This is a genomic window from Winogradskyella sp. PE311, assembly GCF_046545555.1.
Taxonomy (GTDB): Bacteria; Bacteroidota; Bacteroidia; order Flavobacteriales; family Flavobacteriaceae; genus Winogradskyella.
This window is the reverse complement of sequence record NZ_JBHZTH010000001.1, coordinates 2064863-2088283: the sequence shown is the minus strand read 5'-3', so window position 1 is coordinate 2088283 and position 23421 is coordinate 2064863. Positions and strand designations below refer to the sequence as shown.

The window sequence follows — 23421 nt, the reverse complement described above, 5'->3', positions numbered from 1 at the left end:
AATTACGTTAAATTTTAACTTATAAAAACCTCTTTTGAGCAACAACCATATCATTTCCCCATAATTTTACTAGATAAGAAATGTCTATGGGAAAAAATGAAGAAGAGCCATCTTTATTGTATTTTATGGGACATTCAATGCGGTTACCATCAACAATCCTGCATGTATTCTGCTTATTATCAGAAATAAAAATTTGGTTTGAATCTAACTTTGCGTATACTTTTTTTAAATCTATAACCGCATACTTAATAAAATTTTTAGCATTATGATAATCAGTTTTAGAGCTGTCTATAATGCCATAAGTAAAGTAATGCGCTTTCATTTTATAATATTCTGATTTGTGCCTTTCTTTTATTTTATTTTTATCTCGTCGGTATCTAATCGTAAAATCTGAAAAACCTTTATATTGAGCATCTCTAAATCGCTCTTGCACACTCATAATCTCGCCTTCATTTCTAAACACATAGTCGATACCATCCATCATATCTATATATTTAGCATAATCTTTCCGTAATTTAACTTCACCCCAGTTTAGTGGCTCATAAATTAAAGGTACAGCCAAATGCTTATGAATGTAATTGGTGAAAACTCTATCCGTCTTATATTTTGACATATAAATTTCAATTTTAAACTAGGAATCTCAATTCTAAATATAGTGCTAAAATTCTAAAATATAAGCCACTAGCTAGACTGTTGAATTTATTAAAAAATTTACAAAAAAACTGTAAAAAATTGTTGCGTTCTTTAATATGAAAAGTTACATTTGCATCCGCATTTTTAATTAAATACGTTCATTAATTACTGGAGAGGTGCCTGAGTGGCCGAAAGGAACGGTTTGCTAAATCGTCGTAGGTGGAAACACTTACCCAGGGTTCGAATCCCTGTCTCTCCGCAAATTTTACTTCAACTTTAGTTGGCAGTATAATTGAGATAATCATTTTCGGGGTGTAGCGTAGCCCGGTTATCGCGCCACGTTTGGGACGTGGAGGCCGCAGGTTCGAATCCTGCCACCCCGACAAAATTAGAGTTACGGGCTCGTAGCTCAGCTGGATAGAGCACCTCCCTTCTAAGGAGGCGGTCATAGGTTCGAATCCTATCGGGCTCACAAAAAGTCTTACTAGAAATAGTAGGGCTTTTTTGTTTTATTCTGGGTACTCTATTCTTAAATGATAAATATTAGCCAACTTATGCTTTAAAACTTTCTTAATAGATTGTATTTCTTTAAATGTAATATCAGCATTAAGGAATTGACCATCATCCATTTGCTTATTGATTATATTTTCTACAAAATCATTTATTTTCGTGGTTGTTGGCTCTTTTAAACTTTTTGACGCAGCTTCAACACTATCACACATCATTAATATAGCAGTCTCTTTACTAAACGGCTTAGGTCCTGGATACATAAAGTCCTTAATATTTACATTTTCATTCAAGGCTTTCTCCTTCATATAAAAATAATAAACAGTACTTGTACCATGATGGGTTCTTATGAAATCAATAACTCGATCTGGAAGATTATTCTTTTTTGCGATTTCAATTCCATTCAACGTGTGTCCTATAATAATTTTAGCGCTTTCTCTGCTAGATAATTCATCATGTGGGTTGATACCAGTACTCTGATTTTCCGTAAAATAAGTGGGATTGGTCATTTTACCAATATCGTGATAAAGAGCTCCTACCCTAATAAGCATAGAGTTTGCCCCAATCTCATTAGCAGAGGCTTCTGCTAAATTAGCGACATTCAATGAGTGATGAAATGTACCTGGAGCTCTGTTAGACAGCTCTTTTAGAAGTTTTGAATTTGTATCAGACAATTCTAATAATGAAACATCTGAGACCAAGCCAAATATTTTTTCATATATGTAAATTAAAGGCTGGACAAAAAGCGTAGCCAGTCCACAAAGAATAAACAAACCAAAAGTTTCCCATTTAATTCCTGTTAATTGACCTTCATGTATTACAAAAAAAGCAAAATAAGCAATAATATAAATAAAAGTGATTTGTCCTACGGATATGAAAAGATTTGCTCTTTTATACAACTCCGAAACTGTAAGTATAGTTACAATACCAGCTATAATTTGTAGAAACATATACTCGTAACTATTTGGGACTATAAAACCAAGCAGTAGTACAGTTAATACATGTGCAAAAAGACCTAATCTTGCGTCAAAAAATGCCTTTAAAACCAATGGTAAAATACATAATGGCACTACATATATATATTGGGAATTATAACCAATAATCAACGTGGTTAAAAAAATCATCAAAGCGATGTTGAAGAAAATAAACGTAACTTTTGTATTATTTAAAAACACTTCCATTCGATATTTCCTAAGAAACAAGAGTAACATTAATAGAGCTAGAGCAACAAGTAAGGTATAAGCCACAAGTACCCAATTGTAATTTGCAGTATTCCAAATCTGTGATTCATATTCAGATTTTAAAGAATCTAATACACTGTACTCCTCATCTCCAACAATTTGCCCTTTTGAAATTAATAATTGTCCTTTTTCAATACTTCCTCTAGTTTTTGAAATTTGAGATAGTTGTTCTTCTAAAGTTTTTTGAGTTAAACTCTCATCCAAACTAACATTAAACTTTACAATATCAAAGAATAAGGATATCACTTTAGCCTTATTATCTTTAGATATTGTACTTGTGAAAAAATCTTCTAGAAAGGGTTTTAGCTGATTAATTTCAAATAAATCTCTATACTGAATTTGTTTACTAATAGTATTTAAATCCATAAGATTAACCTGCCTATTACCTGAGAAATTATAATCAGAATCTAGTACACCATTTAAATATATCTGATCTAAAAAAGATTTACCTTTTTTAAACAAGAGATCACTCTCATTGTTAATACCTAGTGTATCCTTAAAAACCTGACTGAATCGCTTAGCATATTCTAAACGAACTTCATTTTCTATATTTGTATCTATTTTAAAATAAACAGAAGAATTATTTTCTATCTCTAATTGTTCATTCTCTATTTCGCTTAAAGATTTTTTAATAGCAAAATCAAAAGGCGCATATAATATTTCTGATTGCCAAGGTTTACCGTTTTCAAATGAATATCTAAATTTTCCTGTTTTTGGAAATAGATAGACAATGAAAAGTGTTGTCACCAAGAACAATAATATTTTATATACTAAAGCATGGTTTTTATACCATTTATTTAGAAATTCTTTCATACGTAATCAAATGTAATAAATATTAGAATTTTACAAGGCTATTATCATTAATACATTCTCAAATCTCTTAAAAATTGATTAATTTCGTATCAATATTTAAACACACTATAATGAATAAGGACGTTGTAATAGTATCTGCCGTTAGAACACCAATTGGAAGCTTTCTAGGAAGCTTATCGACTGTGCCAGCTCCAAGATTAGGAGCTACTGCTATAAAAGGAGCTTTAGATAAGATTAATTTAAAACCTGAGTTAATTGATGAAGTATTAATGGGTAACGTTGTACAGGCTGGCACAGGACAAGCACCAGCTAGACAGTCAGCTATTTATGCTGGTATACCAGATACAGTTCCTTGCACAACTATTAATAAAGTATGTGCCTCGGGCATGAAAGCCGTTATGCAAGCCGCTCAATCTATACAATTAGGAGATGCTAAAATAATAGTCGCAGGTGGTATGGAGAATATGAGTTCAATTCCCCATTATTATCATGCCAGAAGTGCAACAAAATTTGGCCCAGCAACTTTAGAAGATGGCATGCAGAAAGATGGTTTAGTTGATGCTTACGATAAAAATGCAATGGGTGTTTGTGCCGACGCTTGCGCCAAAGAATATGAGTTCACTAGGGAAGCCCAAGATGCTTTTGCAATTCAATCATATGAAAGAGCAACTGTCGCATGGAACTCTGGAAAATTTAACGATGAGGTAATTTCTGTTAATGTGCCACAACGTCGCGGAGATGATGTTGTAGTAGATAGAGATGAGGAATATACAAATGTAAAAATAGAAAAAATTCCTGCTTTGCGTGCTGCGTTTACAAAAGATGGTACCGTAACAGCTGCGAATGCTTCTACCATAAATGATGGCGCCGCTGCAATGGTCTTAATGAGTAGAGAAAAAGCTGATGAATTAGGGTTAACTCCTATTGCTACAATAAAGAGTTATGCTGATGCAGCACAAGAACCAAAATGGTTTACAACAGCACCCGCTAAAGCTCTTCCTAAAGCGTTGGCTAAAGCCAATATAGAATTAGGTGATATTGATTATTTTGAATTTAATGAAGCGTTTTCTGTTGTAGGTTTGGCGAATATGAAGATTTTGGGACTAAATGATAGTAACGTAAATGTAAATGGAGGAGCTGTATCTTTAGGTCATCCTCTTGGATGCTCAGGAGCAAGAATTTTAGTAACGCTAATTAATGTTTTGCATCAAAATAATGGTAAATTGGGAGCTGCGGCAATTTGCAATGGTGGTGGTGGTGCTTCTGCCATGGTGTTAGAACGCGCTTAATTTATTTTTATGCAGTACGGCATTTGCAATCTTGGTATTGTACCTATACGATTTGAACCTAGCGATTCCAGTGAAATGGTAACGCAGTCATTATATGGTGATTTTTTTAAAGTTTTAGAGAAACGTAAAAAATGGAGTCGTATACGTTTTGCACATGATAAATATGAAGGTTGGATTGACAACAAACAGTACTTGAAAATAGAAGACTCAAATTATAAATTGCTTACTCAAGCCTCATTGAACTTGTCTAAAGATATTATTGAGTTCGTCTCTGATAGCTCTAATAGTCTTTATCCAATTCCTTTAGGATCTAACTTAAATGGCTTAAAATTATTAAACCACAGGTATGACGGAAATTCAGTAAATGAAAAAAGTGACAAGAAAGAACTTATAGAAACAGCATTTCTGTATTTAAATGCCCCCTATTTATGGGGAGGAAAAACACCTTTTGGTATAGACTGTTCTGGTTTTACACAGATGGTTTATAAACTTAATGGTTATAAACTTCTAAGAGACGCATCGCAACAAGCGACGCAAGGTGAAGCTTTAAGTTTTATTGAGGAAAGTGAACCTGGTGACTTAGCTTTTTTTGATAATACTGAAGGACACATTACTCATGTAGGTATTATTATGAAAGATAATTATATAATTCATGCTCATGGTAAAGTAAGAATTGACAGATTGGATCACAGTGGAATTTACAATATCGAAAAAAATACACATACTCATAAACTCAGGGTTATTAAAAAGATCATATAAAAAAAGCGACCTAATATAGATCGCTTTTTTTGAATATTTTAATGATTTAATTACCAGCAGCAGAAGCTTCTATTTCTTCAACTTTTGTTCTCATTGCTTTAAAGTTATCCGTTTCTCCTAAAGCACTGTAAATATTCATTAATGTTCTAGCCGCATCAACATTAGAACTTCTTAATTCTAAAGCTTTCTGCAAATAAGGTATAGCTTCCTTATATAATTGTGATCTCTGTTCTTTTAGTTCATCATATTTTTTATTGTCCGCTGAACTTGTTCCAAGACCATTCATTTCTTCCACTATCGCAGCTTCACCTTCTAATATGACTACTGCTAAATTATTGTAAGCATCAACATATTTTGGGTCTAATTTAATGGCCTTTTTATAATATCTAATTGATTCTTCTGAATCACCACCTTCAGCCGCTAATACACCTAGATTATATAATAACTCACCATTGTTTGGATCTTTTGTAGTGGCCTCCTCCATTAACATTTTAAACCTCTCCTTGTTACCCATTTTTAAATGCACATTAGCCTCTGACAATAATAAGCCCATATCATCCGGATTTTGGGATCTCGCATCTGCCATTGCACCTAATGCTTTTTCATTTTTACCCTGAGACACATAAATTAAAGCAATATTTTTTACAATCTCACCAATTTTAGAATCACTTTTTCTATTTTGAGAATTATTATGCGTTTTAGCTATTTTAACAGATAGATCTCTTGTTTCTTTACCTGAAAACACTTCTTCTACACCAGTTTCTTTATTAGTAGCATAGTAGTTCATTTGAACACCAGTATAACCCATATTCTTTAATTGAATATAATAATCTAATGCTGTATCATAATCCTGAGCAGTTACTGCCGAAGATGCAGCATAATACATATACAAGGTGTCTTTTGGTGACATCTTATAAACCTTCTCAAAACGGCTAGCTGCAACTTTATAATCTTTATTGTTAAAGGCATCATTGGCTTTTGTTAAAAATGAATTTAACATATTTGACTTCATTTCATTTGCCTCTTTCGTATATTTAAGTTTACCCATACTTGTTTCTAGTTGAGTTAACTTATCTAAAGATTCAATAGCACCATCAACTTCATCATCGCTTCCACTGCCATTTGCAAAAAGTGCTTTAGCTTTTAGAAAATAAAACTTAGCTTTAGTTTTATCATCCATATTTCCCTCGAGAGCATTCGCGGCTGAAACAGCCGTTTTAGCATCTGCAAAGTTTGCGTTTTTAAGTGCTTTCTCTATTGCTTTAATTTCATTTTTTTGAGCAAAAGACATAGATGTAATTGCCAAGAGCAACACTAATGTTAGTAATTTTTTCATCTTGTAATAAATAATTTGTTATTAATTTTAGTTTTCAGTTTCATTATTATCAATAGCCGTGCCATCATCAGTAGACTCCTGATTATCAGTGTTTTCAGTATCAATATCTTCTGAATCTTCTTCATCATCCTTCATTACTTTTGCCACCGCAGCTATAGAATCACTTCCTTTTAAGTTAATCAGCTTCACCCCTTGAGTAGCTCTTCCCATAACGCGTAAATCTGCAACTTCCATTCGGATTGCAATACCTGATTTATTTATAATCATTAAATCATCATCATCAGTAACATTTTTTATAGATACCAAATTACCTGTTTTTTCAGTAATCGAAATAGTTTTTACACCTTTTCCACCTCTATTGGTAATTCTATAATCATCTAAACTAGAGCGCTTACCGTATCCATTCTCCGAAACAACTAAGATATTACTTTCCATATCGTCAACTGCAATCATCCCAATTACTTCGTCTGTTTTTTCATCTTGGAGTCTAATACCTCTAACACCCGACGCGTTGCGGCCCATTGGTCTTGTTTTCGCTTCTTCAAAACGAATAGCTTTACCAGACTTAAGCGCTAACATTACTTGACTTTCACCTGTTGTTAATTTAGCCTCTAACAAAACATCATCTTCTTTAATTGTAATAGCATTAATTCCGTTAGATCTTGGTCTAGAATACTGTTCTAATGATGTCTTTTTAACCTGTCCTTTTTTAGTGGCCATAATTACATAATGGTTATTAATGTAATCTTCATCTTTTAGATCTTGAGTACAAATAAAAGCCATGACCTTATCATCTTGCTCAATATTTATGAGATTCTGAATAGCTCTTCCTTTTGAAGTTTTTGCTCCTTCTGGAATTTCATATACTCGCATCCAAAAACATTTTCCCTTTTGGGTAAAGAATAGCATGTATTGATGATTAGTACCAACAAATAAATGCTCTAAGAAATCTTCATTTCGAGTTTTCGACGCTTTCTGTCCAACTCCACCTCTATTTTGTGTTTTGTATTCTGTTAATGACGTACGCTTAATATAACCTGCATGAGAAATAGTAATTACAACTTTCTCATCTGGTATCATATCTTCGATACTTAAATCACCACCAGCATATTCAATTACTGAGCGACGCTCATCGCCATATTTATCTCTTACAACTACCAATTCTTCTTTAATAATATCCATACGACGTACTTTTTTGTCTAAGATATCTTTAAGGTCAACAATAGTTTTCATTATTTCTTCATACTCATTACGTAACTTATCCTGCTCTAAGCCAGTAAGCTGACGTAAACGCATTTCAACAATGGCTTTCGCTTGTATTTCTGAAAGTTTAAAGCGCTCAATTAAATTATTACGGGCCTCATCAGTATTAGACGATGCACGGATAATTTTAATGACTTCATCGATATTATCTGATGCAATAATTAAACCTTCTAAAATATGAGCACGTTCTTCAGCTTTACGTAATTCATAGGTTGTGCGTCTAACGACAACTTCATGTCTATGCTCAACAAAATAATGAATTAACTCCTTTAAATTAAGCATTTGTGGGCGACCATTAACTAGCGCTATATTATTCACGCTGAATGACGATTGTAATGCTGTATACTTATATAATTTATTTAATACAATATTAGGAATGGCATCGCGCTTTAAAACATATACGATACGCATTCCATTTCTATCAGATTCATCTCTAATACTAGAAATTCCTTCAAGTTTTTTATCGTTAATTAAATCAGCAGTCTTTTTAATCATGTCTGCCTTATTGACTTGGTAAGGGATTTCGGTAACTATAACACATTCTCTACCTTGTACTTCTTCAATAATGGCGTTACCACGCATAACAATTCGTCCGCGACCTGTATGAAAAGCTTCTTTTACACCATCATAACCATATATTGTTCCACCAGTTGGAAAATCTGGTGCTTTTATGTATTGCATTAGACCATCAATATCGATATCATTATTTTCGATATAAGCAATTGTACCATCTACAACTTCAGTTAAATTATGTGGTGGCATATTTGTAGCCATACCCACTGCAATTCCCGAAGCTCCATTTACTAAAAGTCCAGGGATACGCGTTGGTAAAACCGTAGGCTCTTCTAAAGTGTCATCAAAATTTAACTTATGATCTACCGTCTCTTTATCAATATCTGCCAACATGTCTTCAGATATCTTTCTCATACGAGCTTCTGTATAACGCATTGCTGCCGGACTATCACCATCTACAGAACCAAAGTTTCCTTGACCATCTACTAGCATATAACGTAAACTCCATTCTTGAGCCATACGCACCATCGCATCATATACAGATGTATCACCATGCGGATGATACTTACCTAAAACTTCACCGACTATTCTTGCTGATTTCTTATGCGCACTACTCGATCTAACACCTAGTTCATGCATACCATAAAGTACACGTCTATGAACTGGCTTTAAACCATCTCTTACGTCTGGTAAAGCACGTGACACAATGACTGACATTGAATAATCAATGTAAGCCGATTTCATTTCATCTTCAATGTTTATTGGAATGAGTTTTTCTCCTTCTGCCATAAATAAAATTAATTAGTTTTCTTGTAGGTTTTCAAAACGTGCTAATATAAGAATTTTAACAATTTTTACAGAGTAACAGAAGCTGCTTTTAGAGAGTTTTTATTAACAATTTTTAATATCTTTTTAGTTAATAAGTAAATGCAAATTTACTTTGAATTATAATCGTTTTTTAGTCTATTCGTTTTAACTATAGAAAAAGGTATGGTTTTTGAACAAGACTCATATGTTTTTATTATTTTTAATGAAGAAAGGATTTTAATATGGATGATAATTTTTCCCCAAGAGTAAAAGATGTAATCGCTTACAGCAAAGAAGAAGCTTTAAGATTAGGCCATGATTTTATTGGCACAGAACATCTTATGCTTGGATTGCTTAGAGATGGTGATGGCAAAGCTATTGATATTTTAGGTGCTTTAGAAGTAGATTTGAATCACCTTAGAAGAAAAGTCGAAATTTTAAGCCCTGCAAATCCTAATATTGTGACCAGTTCAAATGAAAAGAAAAATCTTCATTTAACGAGGCAAGCAGAGCGTGCATTAAAAACAACATTCTTAGAAGCAAAACTTTTTCAAAGTACTTCTATCAATACCGCACACCTTTTATTATGTATTTTAAGAAATGAAAATGACCCTACTACAAAACTTTTGAATAAGTTAAAAGTAGATTATGATAATGTAAAAGAACAATTTAAATCTATGATTACTAGCGAAGATGATTACTTAGATAGTCCAAAAGCAGAATCATTCTCTGACGATGATCTTAATGAAGGAGAAGAGGATGCAAAGCAAAACCCATTTGGTGGAAACCAATCTGGCAAAACCAATAAGAAATCTAAAACACCTGTTTTAGATAATTTCGGAAGAGATTTAACCATACTTGCTGAAGAAGGAAAGTTAGACCCAGTAGTGGGAAGAGAAAAAGAAATACAACGCGTTTCTCAAATATTAAGCAGAAGAAAGAAGAATAACCCGTTATTAATTGGTGAGCCAGGTGTAGGTAAATCCGCTATAGCTGAAGGTCTAGCACTAAGAATAGTTAAACGTAAAGTATCGCGAAACTTGTTTAATAAGCGCGTAGTTACTTTAGATTTAGCAGGTTTGGTTGCAGGAACAAAATATAGAGGTCAGTTTGAAGAACGAATGAAAGCTGTGATGAATGAACTTGAAAAGAATGATGATATCATACTTTTTATTGATGAAATTCATACCATAGTTGGTGCCGGTGGTGCTACAGGGAGCTTAGATGCTTCAAATATGTTTAAGCCTGCTTTAGCAAGAGGTGAAATTCAATGTATTGGTGCTACGACTTTAGATGAGTACCGACAATATATCGAAAAAGATGGTGCTTTAGAACGTCGTTTTCAAAAGGTTATTGTTGAACCTACAACTGTCGATGAAACGATTGAAATTCTAAACAACATAAAAGGCAAATACGAAGAGCATCACAATGTAGATTACACAGATGAAGCCATTGAAGCTTGTGTAAAACTAACTAGTCGTTATATGACGGAACGCTTTCTTCCAGACAAAGCTATTGATGCCTTAGATGAAGCTGGTTCTCGCGTTCATATTACAAATATTGATGTTCCGCAGCAAATCCTTGAACTTGAACAAAAACTTGAAGAAGTTAAAGAAACTAAGAACAGTGTTGTTAAAAAGCAAAAATATGAAGAAGCTGCCAAATTAAGAGATGATGAAAAACGACTTGAAAAAGAACTTGCTGTTGCTCAAGAAAAATGGGAGGAAGATACCAAGCTGCATAGAGAGGTTGTAACCGAAGAGAATGTTGCTGATGTTGTTTCAATGATGACGGGTATCCCTGTTAATAAAATTGCCCAGACTGAGATTAACAAGTTAGCCCAATTACCAGATTTGATAAAAGGTAAGGTTATTGGTCAAAATGAGGCAGTTGCAAAAGTGGTAAAGGCTATTCAGAGAAATAGAGCTGGGTTAAAAGACCCTAACAAGCCAATTGGGTCATTTATATTTCTAGGACAAACAGGTGTCGGCAAAACACAGTTAGCTAAAGTTTTAGCACGTGAATTATTTGAAAGTGACGACTCTTTAGTAAGAATAGATATGAGTGAATACATGGAAAAATTCGCTATATCTCGTTTAATTGGTGCACCTCCAGGTTATGTCGGCTATGAGGAAGGTGGTCAATTAACAGAGAAAATTAGACGTAAACCATATGCTGTGGTTCTATTAGATGAGATAGAAAAAGCGCATCCAGATGTGTTTAACATGCTTTTACAAGTTTTAGATGATGGATATTTAACCGACAGCTTAGGACGAAAAATTGATTTTAGAAATACCATCATCATAATGACTTCTAATATTGGTGCTCGTAAATTAAAGGATTTTGGTAGTGGCGTTGGTTTCGGGACTTCTGCAAGGGAAGCGCAAGAAACTGACCATGCAAAAGCTGTTATAGAAAATGCACTTAAAAAAGCGTTTGCACCAGAATTTCTAAATAGAATTGATGATGTTATTGTTTTTAACGCTTTAGAAAAAGAAGATATTAATAAGATCATTGATATCGAACTTGTAAAACTTATAGATCGAATTAAAGGTCTAGGTTATACACTTAAGCTTACAGATAAAGCTAAAGATTATATAGCAGAGAAAGGATTCGATAAACAATATGGCGCAAGACCATTAAACAGAGCTATTCAAAAATATGTAGAAGATGCTTTGGCTGAAGAAATAATAAACGCAAAAATCCACGAAGGTGATACAATAACAATGGATTTAGACTCTAAAACTGATGAGTTAAAAGTTAAAATTAAATCATCAGGTAAGACAACAGAATCCTAGAGATTTTTACTATAAACTGAAAAACTCCTTCTTTATGAAGGAGTTTTTTTTTATCTTGACTATACCTAACCAATTTTGTAACAATGAAAGAATCCCTTAAGTTCGATTTTTGTGACATGACCATTTATGACAATTATCTTGTTGTTGTGGTCAAAGAAGGAGTTAATTTAACTCCAGAGCATAATAATGTGCTAATTCAAATCACAGAAACGTATTTTTCCAATAAACCTTTTGTCTACATAACTCATAGAATAAATTCGTATTCAGTAGATCCAAAAATATATCATGAAACTGCAAAAATTGAAAACCTTAAGGGTTTAGCTGTTGTTTCTAGTGATTATAAGGCTAAAATAAATGCACAAATAGAACAGATGTTTTTTAGCAAACCTTTTGAAATTTTTAGTGAATTGGAAGAAGCTTTTGAATGGGTTAAAACACTTATTTAAATGAATTAGTGCTTTTCAACACCATAATTATTAAGAAATAACTCTTCTACATCAATATCTACATCCTTCAAAAATTGTATAGATGCCTCTATTTTATGATGTAACACTTCGTCTTCTCTAATAAAAGGAACAACCTTTCTATAGTGTTCTAAAAACGACTCTAACAAAGGCGAAGTTTTCAGAGGTCTTCTAAATTCTAACGCTTGCGAAGCATTCATTAATTCTATCCCAATAACGCGTTCTACATTTTTAATTAAAGTATAGGCTTGAGTAGCAGCATTCGCTCCCATACTTACATGATCTTCCTGTCCATTACTAGAGACTATACTGTCTATACTGGCAGGAGTTGCTAATTGCTTATTAGCACTAACTATGCTAGCCGCAGTATATTGCGGTATCATAAAACCTGAATTTAAACCAGGATTATCAACTAAAAATGCAGGTAAACCTCTTAACCCAGAAACCAATTGAAAAATTCGACGTTCAGAAATATTACCAATTTCTGCCATGGCAATTTTTAAATAATCTAAAGCTAAGGCTAATGGTTGACCATGAAAATTTCCTCCTGAAATTATTAGATCTTCTTGATGAAAAATATTTGGATTATCTGTAACAGAATTAATTTCAGTTAAAATCACTTTCTCTACAAAATCTAGAGTATCCTTGGTTGCACCATGAACTTGCGGAATACAACGAAAAGAATATGGATCTTGCACATGTTCTTTTTCTCTATTTATAAGCGCACTACCTTTTAATAACTCATTAAAACGTTTGGCGACCTTTCTTTGCCCTGGATGAGGCCTTACCTCATGCACCAAATCGTGAAAAGGATCTAAACGACCATCGAAAGCGTCTAACGATATAGATGCTATAATATCCGCTAGATAAGATGTTTTATGAGACATTAACAATAAGTAAACACCATATGCACTCATAAATTGAGTCCCATTTAATAAAGCCAAGCCCTCTTTAGCTTCAAGTTTTATTGGATGCCAATTAAACTTATCTAAAAGTTCTGATGCTTCATAATCCCCTCCGTTATGAACTACACGCCCTTTTCCTAAAAGAGGTAAAGCTAAATGCGCTAAAGGCGCTAAATCACCAGAAGCTCCTAAAGAACCCTGAGTAAAAACAAAAGGGAAAATATCATTATTAAAAAAGTCAATTAGTCGATTAACCGTATCTAACTGAACACCACTATGCCCATAACTTAGAGACTGAATCTTTAAAAGTAACATAACTTTTACAATAGATTCTGGTACACGATCACCAGTTCCACAAGCATGAGACATTACAAGGTTTTCTTGAAGTTTTGTAAGATCTTCTTGAGATATTTTTACATTATAAAGTGAGCCAAAACCTGTGTTTATACCATACATTGGCTTCTCATTTTTTGCTAACTTTTCATCTAGATAAATCTTACATTTTTTTATATTATCAATAGAATCGTCTGATAATTTAAGCTTCTTATTGTCATTAAAAATATTGTAAATAGAAACAACATCTAGTGCCTTAGAGGATATGATATGGTAATTGCTCATGTAAAAATATTTTATAAATCAAAATTGAGGATATTTTTTGATTTGGCAACGAATTGTTAATAATTCGTCTAGAAATGAAATTAACCACATTATGCTTATTTTTGATGACTAATAAAAATTATTTATGAAAAGATTATTAATTATTTGCTTACTAATTACAACAGCATTCGGTTGTAAAGAAGAACCAAAGATCAATTACACAACCTTATCTGGAGAAATTAAAAATCCTATGGATAAAACGGTGATTATTTATCACGGCAGAGATAAAGTAAAAGAAATTCCTTTGAAAGAAGATGGTACATTTTCTGATACATTAAAAGTTGAAAGGGGGTATTATAGTTTTATACACGATAGAGAAAATTCTTCAATTTATTTAGAACCAGGTTACGATCTTAAAATAAGTTTAAATGCAAAAGAATTTGACGAAACTCTAAACTACGATGGTAATGGTTCTGAAAACAATAATTATTTAGCAAAAAAGTATTTAGCAAACGAAAACCTCAATTTTGACTTCGCAGAAGTCTATTCTAAAGAAGAAGGTGAATTTTTAGCCCTTATGAACGAGGTTAAAAGCTCAAAAACAGAATTACTAAGTTCTGCTAAAAATATAACTGAAGAATTTAGAGCATTAGAGCAGAAGAATACTGAATATGACTATTTAGCAAATTTACAAAATTATGGTCCTGCTCATTCCTATTATGCAAAAAAACAAGACTTTAAGCCTTCTGAGGATTTTCTAAAAACTCTTGAGGATATAGACTTAAAAAATAAGGATGATTACGAATCTATTGAGAGTTATAAGAGAATAGTGCAAAATCACTATACTTCTAAGATTAGTAATAGTACTAACCCGTCTGAGGTGTTTAAAGAAATTAATAAGAATGCTTTTCCTCAACTCAAAGAAGATCTTGCAAAAAGCTTAAAATATTATATCGCGCCTAATAACGAATACAACAAAGCTTACTATGAAGGTATCATAGCTATGACTTCTAATGATGAGGATTTTAGAGATGAATTAACCTTTAAATATCATAAAGTTAGAAAACTTGCAAAAGGGATGCCGTCACCACAGTTTAATGAGTACGAAAACCATAAAGGTGGAGCAACCTCTTTAAGTGATCTTAAAGGTAAATATGTTTATATAGATGTATGGGCTACTTGGTGTGGACCATGTATTGCAGAAATCCCAGCACTAAAGGAAGTCGAAAAACAATTTCATGGCAAGAATATAGCTTTTGTTAGTACTTCTATTGATAAAGCTAATGACCATAACACATGGGTAGAAATGGTAAAAGCAAAAGAACTTGGCGGAATGCAACTAATGGCAGACAACGATTGGAACTCTAAATTTGTGAAGGATTATGCCATAGAGGGTATACCTCGATTTATTCTTATAGATCCTAGTGGAAATATTGTTAGTGCAGATGCACCTAGACCATCAGATCCAAAATTGTTAAATATGCTTAACGAATTAAAAATTTAATATTTTCTAACAATAAAAAAGCCTTCATAAATGAAGGCTTTTTTATTGTTTTATTGTGCTTCATTCTGTTCATGATTTTCTTGCGGTTGCTCTGGCTGCTTAAATAAATCTATGTAAGCCTCTCCCATAGTTTCAACAATATGACTAGCTATTAAACTCTGATATCCGTAATCTTCTAGAGCTATATCTGCTGATTTTCCATGAAGATAAACACCAAAAATGGTTGCTGACAAAGCAGAGTATCCTTGCGCTAATAAACCAGAAATTATTCCGGTTAGCACATCTCCACTTCCTGCTGTAGCCATTCCAGGGTTTCCCGTAGTATTTATGTAAAGCTTGCTATCAAAAACAGTTATGGAATGTGCACCTTTTATAAGCACTATAACTTTATACTTTTTTGAAAACTTTTTAACTTTATCTAATTTATCAAAATCATCAGACCACTTCCCTATTAGTCTTTCTAACTCTTTCGGATGTGGTGTCAAAATTGTTTGTTCTGGTAATAGTTTTAATAAGGCCTTGTTTTTAGCAAGGAGATTTAATCCATCTGCATCAATAACTAAAGGTGTTTTATTTTCTTTTAAGAAAGCTTCAAATGTTTTAGCCGTTTCACTTGTTGATCCAAGTCCTACTCCAATTGCTATTACTGTTGGCTCTATACCATGATTTATATCCTCTATTTGTTTCTCAGATCTATCTGTAATTACCATTGCTTCTGGTATTGCAGTCTGTAAACTATGATAACCACATTGAGGTACATATGCAGTAACCAGACCAGCACCTGAACTAAATGCTCCTCTGCATGCTAAATTAACTGCACCTATTTTACCATAGCTTCCTCCCAAAATCATTGCATGCCCAAAATCTCCTTTATGCGAAAACTTTTCTCTTGGTTTATAAAGTGGTAATACTTCAAACTTAGATATTAACTCTACTTCTGTCTCAGTCTGCATTAAATAGTCTCTATCAATACCAATGTCTAAAACTTCCCATTGTATAGTATACTTAGCCGTTTCTGGCAAAAAGAAAACCAACTTAGGCGACTGAAAACTTAAGGTATAACCAGCATATGCAACAGTATTTTCATCTTCTACAGCCTTATCCGTATAAAGGCCTGATGGAATATCTACTGCTAACGTAAAAGCTTTAGATGCACGCCATTTTTGAAATAATTCTTGTACCCAGTCATTCGGTGGACGATTTAATCCTATACCAAAAACAGCATCAACAATTATATCCCGTTCTTCTATTAAAATTTCAGAATAATCACCACTACAACTTAACATCTTCGGCCACTCTTTAGTCACATTCTTAACTCTATCATAATTGATTAAAAAATCTTTAGAGCGCTTATCACTGCAATTTACTATATAGGTAATAACATTATAACCATGAGTAATTAAATGTCTTGATAACACTAAACCGTCTCCACCATTATTCCCAATACCACAAAACACATGAATTGGCACTTGTGCTCCTTGCATGCGCTGATGTATCCAATTAAAAATTTGAGTTCCTGCACGCTCCATTAGTTCTGTAGATGAAATCTTTTGACGTTCTGTTGTTAATTTATCCCCTTCGTAAATTTGTGCTTTCGAAAATAATTTCATGTGTTGATATTTGTTTTTTACAAGTATTATTAAATTAACTACGAATCAATAACACAAATAATATATTTTAGTTGACTCAAGTCTAGTGAATAATTAAAAACCAGAGATTAATAGGTGGTTTTATTTCATTTTTAATATAAAGACTTGCCCTTTATTACCAATTCCCTAAAACTAAGAAATTAGTTTTTTTATTGTTGTAAAAATAATACATTTGACGAGGAATGAATAAAAAATCGAACATAACAATTAATACAATATCACATACAATTTGTATGTTTATTTCTATGTTTATCATTTCAACACGTATTACCCTTTGGGGTAATTTATAATATGCTCTCCGTCCCTTTTTGTCTATACAGACATTTTATTTCTCTTAAATTTTAAAAGCATGAAAATCCTTAAGTTTGGTGGAACATCAGTAGGTTCAGCCGAAAATATAAATGAAGTTATTTCTATTTTAGAAAAACAATCTAAACAGAATAATATAGCTGTTGTGGTATCTGCAGTTGGTGGTGTAACAGATAAATTATTAGAAGCAGCACATTTAGCCTGTAATAAAGACCTAAAGTATAAACAGGTTTATAATAAAATTTGGTCCAGACATAATACAGTGATTGAAGGACTATTCGAAAATTCACAGAATGATAAAAGTCTTCAAAAAAATCATGAAGAGTTACATGATCTAATATCTGAAAAACTGAATGAGCTTCGAAGTCTTTTAGATGGTATTTATTTAATAAATGAGTTATCCCCTAAAACTAAAGATAAACTATTAAGTTTTGGTGAAGCTTTGTCATCAACTATTATATATCATACGCTTAAGTCGAGACAACTAGATGCGATTTTAAAAAATTCTCAAGAGCTTATTGTTACAAATTCTAACTTTAATAATGCCATTGTGAATTTTGAAGTTACAAATGACAATATTCGGTCATTTTTTAAATCAAATTCTAAATCTATAGTCTTGTTACCAGGTTTTGTTTCAAAATCTGTAAGTGGAGAAATCACGACTTTAGGTCGTGGAGGCTCAGATTATACAGCTGCAATTATTGCTGCTGCTTTAGATGCAAATGAATTACAAATATGGACAGATGTTAGTGGTATGTTTACTACTAACCCAAAATTAGTGAAACAAGCAGAACCAATTGTGGAGTTATCCTACCAAGAAGCAGTAGAATTATCTCATTTTGGTGCAAAGGTATTATATCCGCCTACCGTAATGCCTGTACTTAAAAAGCATATTCCAATTGTAATAAAAAATACAATGAATCCAGATGCAATTGGTACAACTATAACCCATGAAGTTGCGGCTAATGGATCACCAGTTAAAGGTCTCAGTAATATAGATAATATTGCATTATTAACCTTACAAGGTAATGGTATGGTTGGTGTGCCTGGCTTTAGTAAACGTTTGTTTGAAACGCTAGCACATGAGAAAATCAACATTATTTTAATTACACAATCATCTTCAGAACACTCTATTTGTTTCGGAATTTCTGCTAGTGATGCAGAGCGTGCCAAGGAAGCTATTGACTCAGTGTTTGAATATGAAATTACGCTTCAAAAAATTGATCCCATAGTCATAGAAAATGACTTATCAATAATAGCTGTTGTTGGCGATAAAATGAAAAGTCATCAAGGTATAAGTGGTAAAATGTTTAGTACACTTGGCAAAAACAACGTTAACATTAGAGCTATTGCGCAAGGTGCATCTGAACGCAATATCTCTGCAGTTATCCACAAAAATGATGTTAAAAAAGCATTGAATAGTTTACATGAACAATTCTTTGAAATAAAAACTAAACAAATTAACTTATTTATTACCGGAGTTGGTAATGTTGGAGAGCGACTTCTAGAACAAATAAAACAACAGAAAGCTTACGTTAAAGAACACTTTAAAATTAGCTTAAGAGTAGCAGGCTTGTCTAACTCTAGAACTATGGTGGTAAATGATGATGGTATTAACCTAAAAAACTGGAAAGAGCAATTACATGCTGGAGAAAAAGCTAGTTTAAGTGGTTTCTTAAACCATGCGACTAATCTAAATCTTAGAAATTCGGTATTTGTAGATATTACAGCTAATGAAGCAGTCTCAAATATATATGGTGACTATCTTAAGCAAAGTATATCTGTTGTTGCTTGTAATAAGATAGCGTGTTCTGGTAATATTGAATATTACAACCAACTAAAATCATTATCCAGAAAATATAATGCTTCATTCTTATTTGAAACAAATGTCGGTGCTGGCTTGCCAGTCATTGATACTTTAAGTCATTTAATCACTTCTGGCGATAAAATAAATACCATACAAGCAGTGCTCTCTGGAAGCCTTAATTTTATATTCAATAATTTTAACAGTGATACCACATTTTATGATGTCGTTAAACAAGCTCAAGATGAAGGATATACAGAACCAGATCCTAGAATAGATTTAAGCGGAATCGATGTAGCACGCAAAGTTTTAATACTTGCACGAGAAAGTGGACACCAGATTGAATTAGCAGATTTAGAAACCGATAATTTCTTAACTGAAAATGCAATGAAAGCTGACACGGTTGATGATTTTTACAAGACACTTTCCGAAGATGAAGCTTATTATCAAGGCTTATATAAATCAGCAAAAGAAAAGAATTGTCAATTAAAGTTTGTGGCTGAATTTAATAATGGGAAAGCAAAAGTTGGATTACAAGAAATACCTGAAGGTCACCCATTTTACAACCTAAAAGGGAAAGATAATATTGTAATGTTTTATACGCGACGTTACCCTGAACAACCGATGATAATAAAAGGTGCTGGAGCTGGAGCTGATGTTACAGCATCGGGTTTATTTGCTGATATTATAAGAATCGCTAATAACTAAATTATGGGGAAAGAAATTAGAATATTTTCACCTGCAACGGTAGCGAATGTGGCCTGCGGTTTCGATGTACTTGGATTTTGTTTAGATACGATTGGAGATGAAATGGTTATTAAACAAACAAAAGAAAAAGGCATCAAAATTACGAAGATTGAAGGCTATGACTTACCATATGAAGTCGAAAAAAATGTAGCTGGAGTATCGGCCTTAGCAATGTATAATGACTTAAAGCCAGACTGCGGGTTTGAGATTAAAATTTACAAAAACATAAAACCTGGGAGCGGCATAGGAAGCAGTTCTGCAAGTGCAGCAGGAAGTGTTTATGGAATGAACGAATTACTAGGAAGACCATTAGATAAAACCAAGCTTACCTATTATGCAATGAAAGGTGAAGCTTTAGCAAGTCAATGCGAACATGCAGATAATTTGGCACCAGCTATATTTGGTGGTTTTACATTAGTAAAAAGTGCATGCCCTTTGCAGATTTTGGAGCTTCCTACTCCATCTGATTTATATGCGACTTTAATTCATCCACAAATCGAAATTAAGACCGCTGAGTCTAGAGCTCTTTTACCAAAAGAAATTCCATTAAACAATGCCATTACACAATGGGCAAATGTTGGTAGTTTGGTACATGCATTACATACATCAGACTATAATCTAATTAAAGAAGCATTAATAGACATAGTTATAGAACCGTATAGAAAACAACTCATCCCACATTTTGATGCTGTTAAGTCAGCTGTAATGGAAACTGGAGCTTTGGGTTGTGCTATTTCGGGTTCTGGACCATCAATTTTTGCACTGAGTAAAAGTGAAGTCACTGCAAAGGCTGTTCAATCAACTATGGGAGACATTTACTCAAAAACAGATATAGAATTCGAAACTTACGTTTCTAACATTAATACTCAAGGTATAAAAATACTATAATGAAATATTACTCCCTCAATAGAAAAGCACCAAATACAAGTTTCGCTGACGCTGTTGTCCGTGGGCTTGCTCCAGATAAAGGCTTATATTTTCCAGAATCGATTACCCCTTTAGATACGTCTTTTTTCGAAACTATAGAAGACAAATCTAATGCTGAAATTGCCTTTGAAGCGATTAAACAATTCATAGTTCCTGAAATTCCTGAAGTTGTTTTAAGAACCATTGTTGAAGAAACTTTAAACTTCGATTTTCCTGTTGTAAATATTAATAAAAATATTTCAACACTAGAGTTATTTCATGGACCGACTATGGCATTTAAAGATGTTGGAGCTCGTTTTATGGCAAGGTGTTTAGGTTATTTCAATACAGATAACACTAATGAAGTTACAGTTTTAGTTGCTACTTCTGGAGACACTGGTGGTGCCGTTGCCAATGGATTCCTAGGTGTAAAAGGTGTGAATGTGGTTATCCTTTATCCTAGTGGAAAAGTTAGCGACATCCAGGAAAAGCAACTCACAACTTTAGGGCAAAATATCACCGCTTTAGAAGTTGATGGAGTATTTGACGATTGCCAAGACATGGTAAAAAGTGCCTTTATGGACAAAGAACTGACAAGCAAAATGCAACTAACTTCTGCAAATTCTATAAATATTGCACGTTGGTTACCACAACTCTTCTATTACTTGTTTGCATACAAACAATTAAAATCTAAACACAAAGACATAGCTTTCTCCATTCCTAGTGGAAATTTTGGGAATATCTGTGCTGGTATGGTTGCACAAAAATTAGGTTTACCAGTACAACAATTTATCGCAGCTAATAATGCCAACGATACTGTTGTCAGTTATATGAATACGGAATGCTATGAGCCTAAGCGGTCGGTACAAACAATAAGTAATGCGATGGATGTTGGTAATCCTAGTAACTTTATTCGTATACAAGAATTACATGATAATAATTTTAAAACACTAAAAGCCAATCTATCATCTTTTAGCTATTCTGATGACGAAACAAAAGCTGCACTTTTAGAATTATACAAAGTTCATAATTATATTGCAGACCCTCACGGAGCAGTTGGTTATTTAGGTGCAAAAGCCTACTTACAAAATAATGATGCACATGTTGTATTTGTGGAAACTGCTCACCCAACTAAATTTTTAGATGTTGTTGAAGACGTAATAGAAACAACTGTTGCGCTTCCTCCCCAAATTGAAGCGGTAATGGATAAAGAAAAATTAGCTATTGCTATAGAATCCTATGAGGAATTAAAGAGGTTTTTATTACAATAAAATACCCTCAGTAATATCTCTTTAAAAACACAAATAAGCGAGTGCTTGCGATAGATAAGCTATTAATTTGACTGTTTTTACCAATTACAATTTTGCAATAAATTATTATATCTTACTGCTTAAGATCGCTCCATCTTAAATAAGGTTGTATTAATAGTTTTTATTTTTTAATATAAAATAATAACTACTTTTAGGCCCAACTGTAAGTTTTATTGCAATGAAATCTCTCTACTTTATTTTTAATGTTCTATGCTCAGTCATTTTAGTTAATGCCCAACAATTCACCCTAGAAACACCCCTAGATGCTGCAATTAATGAGACCTCAGGTCTACTCTATCTTAATAACACATTAATAACACATAACGATTCTGCAAACACAAATCAACTATTTGAAATTGACACAACAACAGGTAATATAACTAGGACTGTTACTTTAACTAACGCTACAAATATTGATTGGGAAGATCTCACTCATGATGATACATATATATACATTGGAGATTTTGGAAATAATCAAGGAGATCGATTGGACTTAAAAATTTACCGTATTACAATTGCAGACTATTTTGCAAATACCTCAGTTACAGCTGATGTCATTAATTTCTCATATAGTAATCAAACCGATTTTACATCTAGTCCATTTGCAACAAACTTTGATGCTGAAGGTATTATCCATTATAATGATGCGCTCTATATCTTTTCAAAAAATTGGATAGACGGTGATACTAATATTTACCAATTACCAAAGACACCAGGAACTTATAGCGCTAATTCAATAGATACAATAAATGTACAAGGCTTAATTTCTGGCGCTACAACTAATACTAGTAATACCAATATAGTGCTCACTGGCTACGATTTAAATGGTTCATTTTTAATTGAATTAAGTGGATTTAATTCGGGTATTTTTTCTAATGGCACAGTAACTAAAACAGCCATTAGTGTCCCCTCAAATTATTCAGCCCAAATCGAAGGAATAATTGCAATAAACACAAATGAATATTACGTATCCGCAGAAGAAAATACACCTGATGCCTCGGGTTTGTATAGTATAAATTTATCTACGCTGAGCTCCCAAATCATTAGCTCTTCGTCATTATATTTCTATCCAAATCCTGCTCAAAATAATATTACCATTAATAAGGACAATACGGTCACAAAAATTTATACAACCTTAGGCCAATTAGTTAAAAGTTCTACTAAAAAGCAAATAATTATTTCTGATTTAGTAAAAGGAATATATCTTATACAAGTTGAAGACAACTTAAACAAAAAGAAATTTATTAAACGTTTAATTATAGATTAA

General features: G+C 32.9%; 15 protein-coding genes and 3 tRNA genes. 12 read left to right on the top strand and 6 right to left on the bottom strand.

Features of this window, described 5'->3' with window-relative positions; all coding sequences use genetic code 11:
* Positions 1–19: 19 nt before the first annotated feature.
* Positions 20–613, bottom strand: a complete 594-nt coding sequence (locus tag ACFWU4_RS09095) for a hypothetical protein (RefSeq protein ID WP_411127006.1) — start codon at positions 611–613, stop codon at positions 20–22.
* Positions 614–803: 190 nt separating this feature from the next.
* Here ACFWU4_RS09095 and ACFWU4_RS09090 point away from each other — a divergent pair.
* The 3 genes from ACFWU4_RS09090 (at position 804) to ACFWU4_RS09080 (ending at position 1105) form a co-directional block, all read left to right on the top strand.
* Positions 804–892 (top strand) — tRNA-Ser (locus ACFWU4_RS09090).
* A 49-nt stretch (positions 893–941) separates the two neighbouring features.
* A tRNA-Pro gene (locus ACFWU4_RS09085) sits at positions 942–1016 on the top strand.
* A gap of 15 nt (positions 1017–1031) precedes the next feature.
* Positions 1032–1105 (top strand) — tRNA-Arg (locus tag ACFWU4_RS09080).
* Between the two features lie 37 nt (positions 1106–1142).
* On the opposite strand, the gene ACFWU4_RS09075 is transcribed toward ACFWU4_RS09080, so the two are convergent.
* Complete coding sequence (locus ACFWU4_RS09075) at positions 1143–3194, bottom strand: HD family phosphohydrolase (RefSeq protein ID WP_411127005.1); 2052 nt, start codon at positions 3192–3194, stop codon at positions 1143–1145.
* Positions 3195–3304: 110 nt separating this feature from the next.
* Between ACFWU4_RS09075 and ACFWU4_RS09070 the strand changes: the two genes are divergently transcribed.
* Together ACFWU4_RS09070 and ACFWU4_RS09065 are read left to right on the top strand one after the other, a co-directional pair.
* Positions 3305–4483, top strand: coding sequence for an acetyl-CoA C-acyltransferase (locus tag ACFWU4_RS09070; protein WP_411127003.1), 1179 nt, complete (start codon positions 3305–3307; stop codon positions 4481–4483).
* Positions 4484–4492: 9 nt separating this feature from the next.
* Complete coding sequence (locus ACFWU4_RS09065; protein WP_411127001.1) at positions 4493–5242, top strand: NlpC/P60 family protein; 750 nt, start codon at positions 4493–4495, stop codon at positions 5240–5242.
* A gap of 46 nt (positions 5243–5288) precedes the next feature.
* On the opposite strand, the gene ACFWU4_RS09060 is transcribed toward ACFWU4_RS09065, so the two are convergent.
* Positions 5289–6578, bottom strand: a complete 1290-nt coding sequence (locus ACFWU4_RS09060) for a tetratricopeptide repeat protein (RefSeq protein ID WP_411126999.1) — start codon at positions 6576–6578, stop codon at positions 5289–5291.
* Positions 6579–6605: 27 nt separating this feature from the next.
* The gene (gyrA, locus tag ACFWU4_RS09055; protein WP_411126997.1) at positions 6606–9143 is read right to left on the bottom strand and encodes a DNA gyrase subunit A; all 2538 of its coding nucleotides are present in this window, start codon (positions 9141–9143) and stop codon (positions 6606–6608) included.
* A gap of 260 nt (positions 9144–9403) precedes the next feature.
* Here gyrA and ACFWU4_RS09050 point away from each other — a divergent pair, with 260 nt between their 5' ends.
* Both ACFWU4_RS09050 and ACFWU4_RS09045 read left to right on the top strand, forming a co-directional pair.
* The gene (locus ACFWU4_RS09050; protein WP_411126995.1) at positions 9404–11959 is read left to right on the top strand and encodes an ATP-dependent Clp protease ATP-binding subunit; all 2556 of its coding nucleotides are present in this window, start codon (positions 9404–9406) and stop codon (positions 11957–11959) included.
* An 83-nt stretch (positions 11960–12042) separates the two neighbouring features.
* On the top strand, positions 12043–12405 hold the full coding sequence (locus ACFWU4_RS09045; protein WP_411126993.1) for a hypothetical protein: 363 nt from the start codon (positions 12043–12045) through the stop codon (positions 12403–12405).
* Between the two features lie 5 nt (positions 12406–12410).
* Here ACFWU4_RS09045 and hutH read toward each other — a convergent pair whose 3' ends face one another.
* Complete coding sequence (hutH, locus tag ACFWU4_RS09040; RefSeq protein ID WP_411126991.1) at positions 12411–13946, bottom strand: histidine ammonia-lyase; 1536 nt, start codon at positions 13944–13946, stop codon at positions 12411–12413.
* A gap of 124 nt (positions 13947–14070) precedes the next feature.
* Between hutH and ACFWU4_RS09035 the strand changes: the two genes are divergently transcribed.
* Positions 14071–15429 carry a TlpA family protein disulfide reductase gene (locus ACFWU4_RS09035; protein WP_411126989.1) on the top strand — a complete coding sequence of 453 codons (1359 nt, stop codon included), beginning with the start codon at positions 14071–14073 and terminating at the stop codon, positions 15427–15429.
* A 50-nt stretch (positions 15430–15479) separates the two neighbouring features.
* Here the strand turns inward: ACFWU4_RS09035 and ACFWU4_RS09030 are convergent, their stop codons facing one another.
* The gene (locus ACFWU4_RS09030; RefSeq protein ID WP_411126987.1) at positions 15480–17039 is read right to left on the bottom strand and encodes an NAD(P)H-hydrate dehydratase; all 1560 of its coding nucleotides are present in this window, start codon (positions 17037–17039) and stop codon (positions 15480–15482) included.
* A 388-nt stretch (positions 17040–17427) separates the two neighbouring features.
* On the opposite strand from ACFWU4_RS09030, the gene thrA reads away from it, so the two are divergent.
* The 4 genes from thrA to ACFWU4_RS09010 all read left to right on the top strand — a co-directional run bounded on the left by thrA (position 17428) and on the right by ACFWU4_RS09010 (position 23421).
* The gene (thrA, locus tag ACFWU4_RS09025) at positions 17428–19899 is read left to right on the top strand and encodes a bifunctional aspartate kinase/homoserine dehydrogenase I (protein ID WP_411126985.1); all 2472 of its coding nucleotides are present in this window, start codon (positions 17428–17430) and stop codon (positions 19897–19899) included.
* Positions 19900–19902: 3 nt separating this feature from the next.
* Positions 19903–20826, top strand: a complete 924-nt coding sequence (locus ACFWU4_RS09020; RefSeq protein ID WP_411126983.1) for a homoserine kinase — start codon at positions 19903–19905, stop codon at positions 20824–20826.
* The gene (thrC, locus tag ACFWU4_RS09015) at positions 20826–22115 is read left to right on the top strand and encodes a threonine synthase (protein WP_411126981.1); all 1290 of its coding nucleotides are present in this window, start codon (positions 20826–20828) and stop codon (positions 22113–22115) included. The genes ACFWU4_RS09020 and thrC overlap by 1 nt, the downstream gene beginning before the upstream one ends.
* 217 nt (positions 22116–22332) lie before the next feature.
* Positions 22333–23421 (top strand): T9SS type A sorting domain-containing protein, encoded by a 1089-nt coding sequence (locus tag ACFWU4_RS09010; protein WP_411126979.1) that lies wholly within the window; start codon positions 22333–22335, stop codon positions 23419–23421.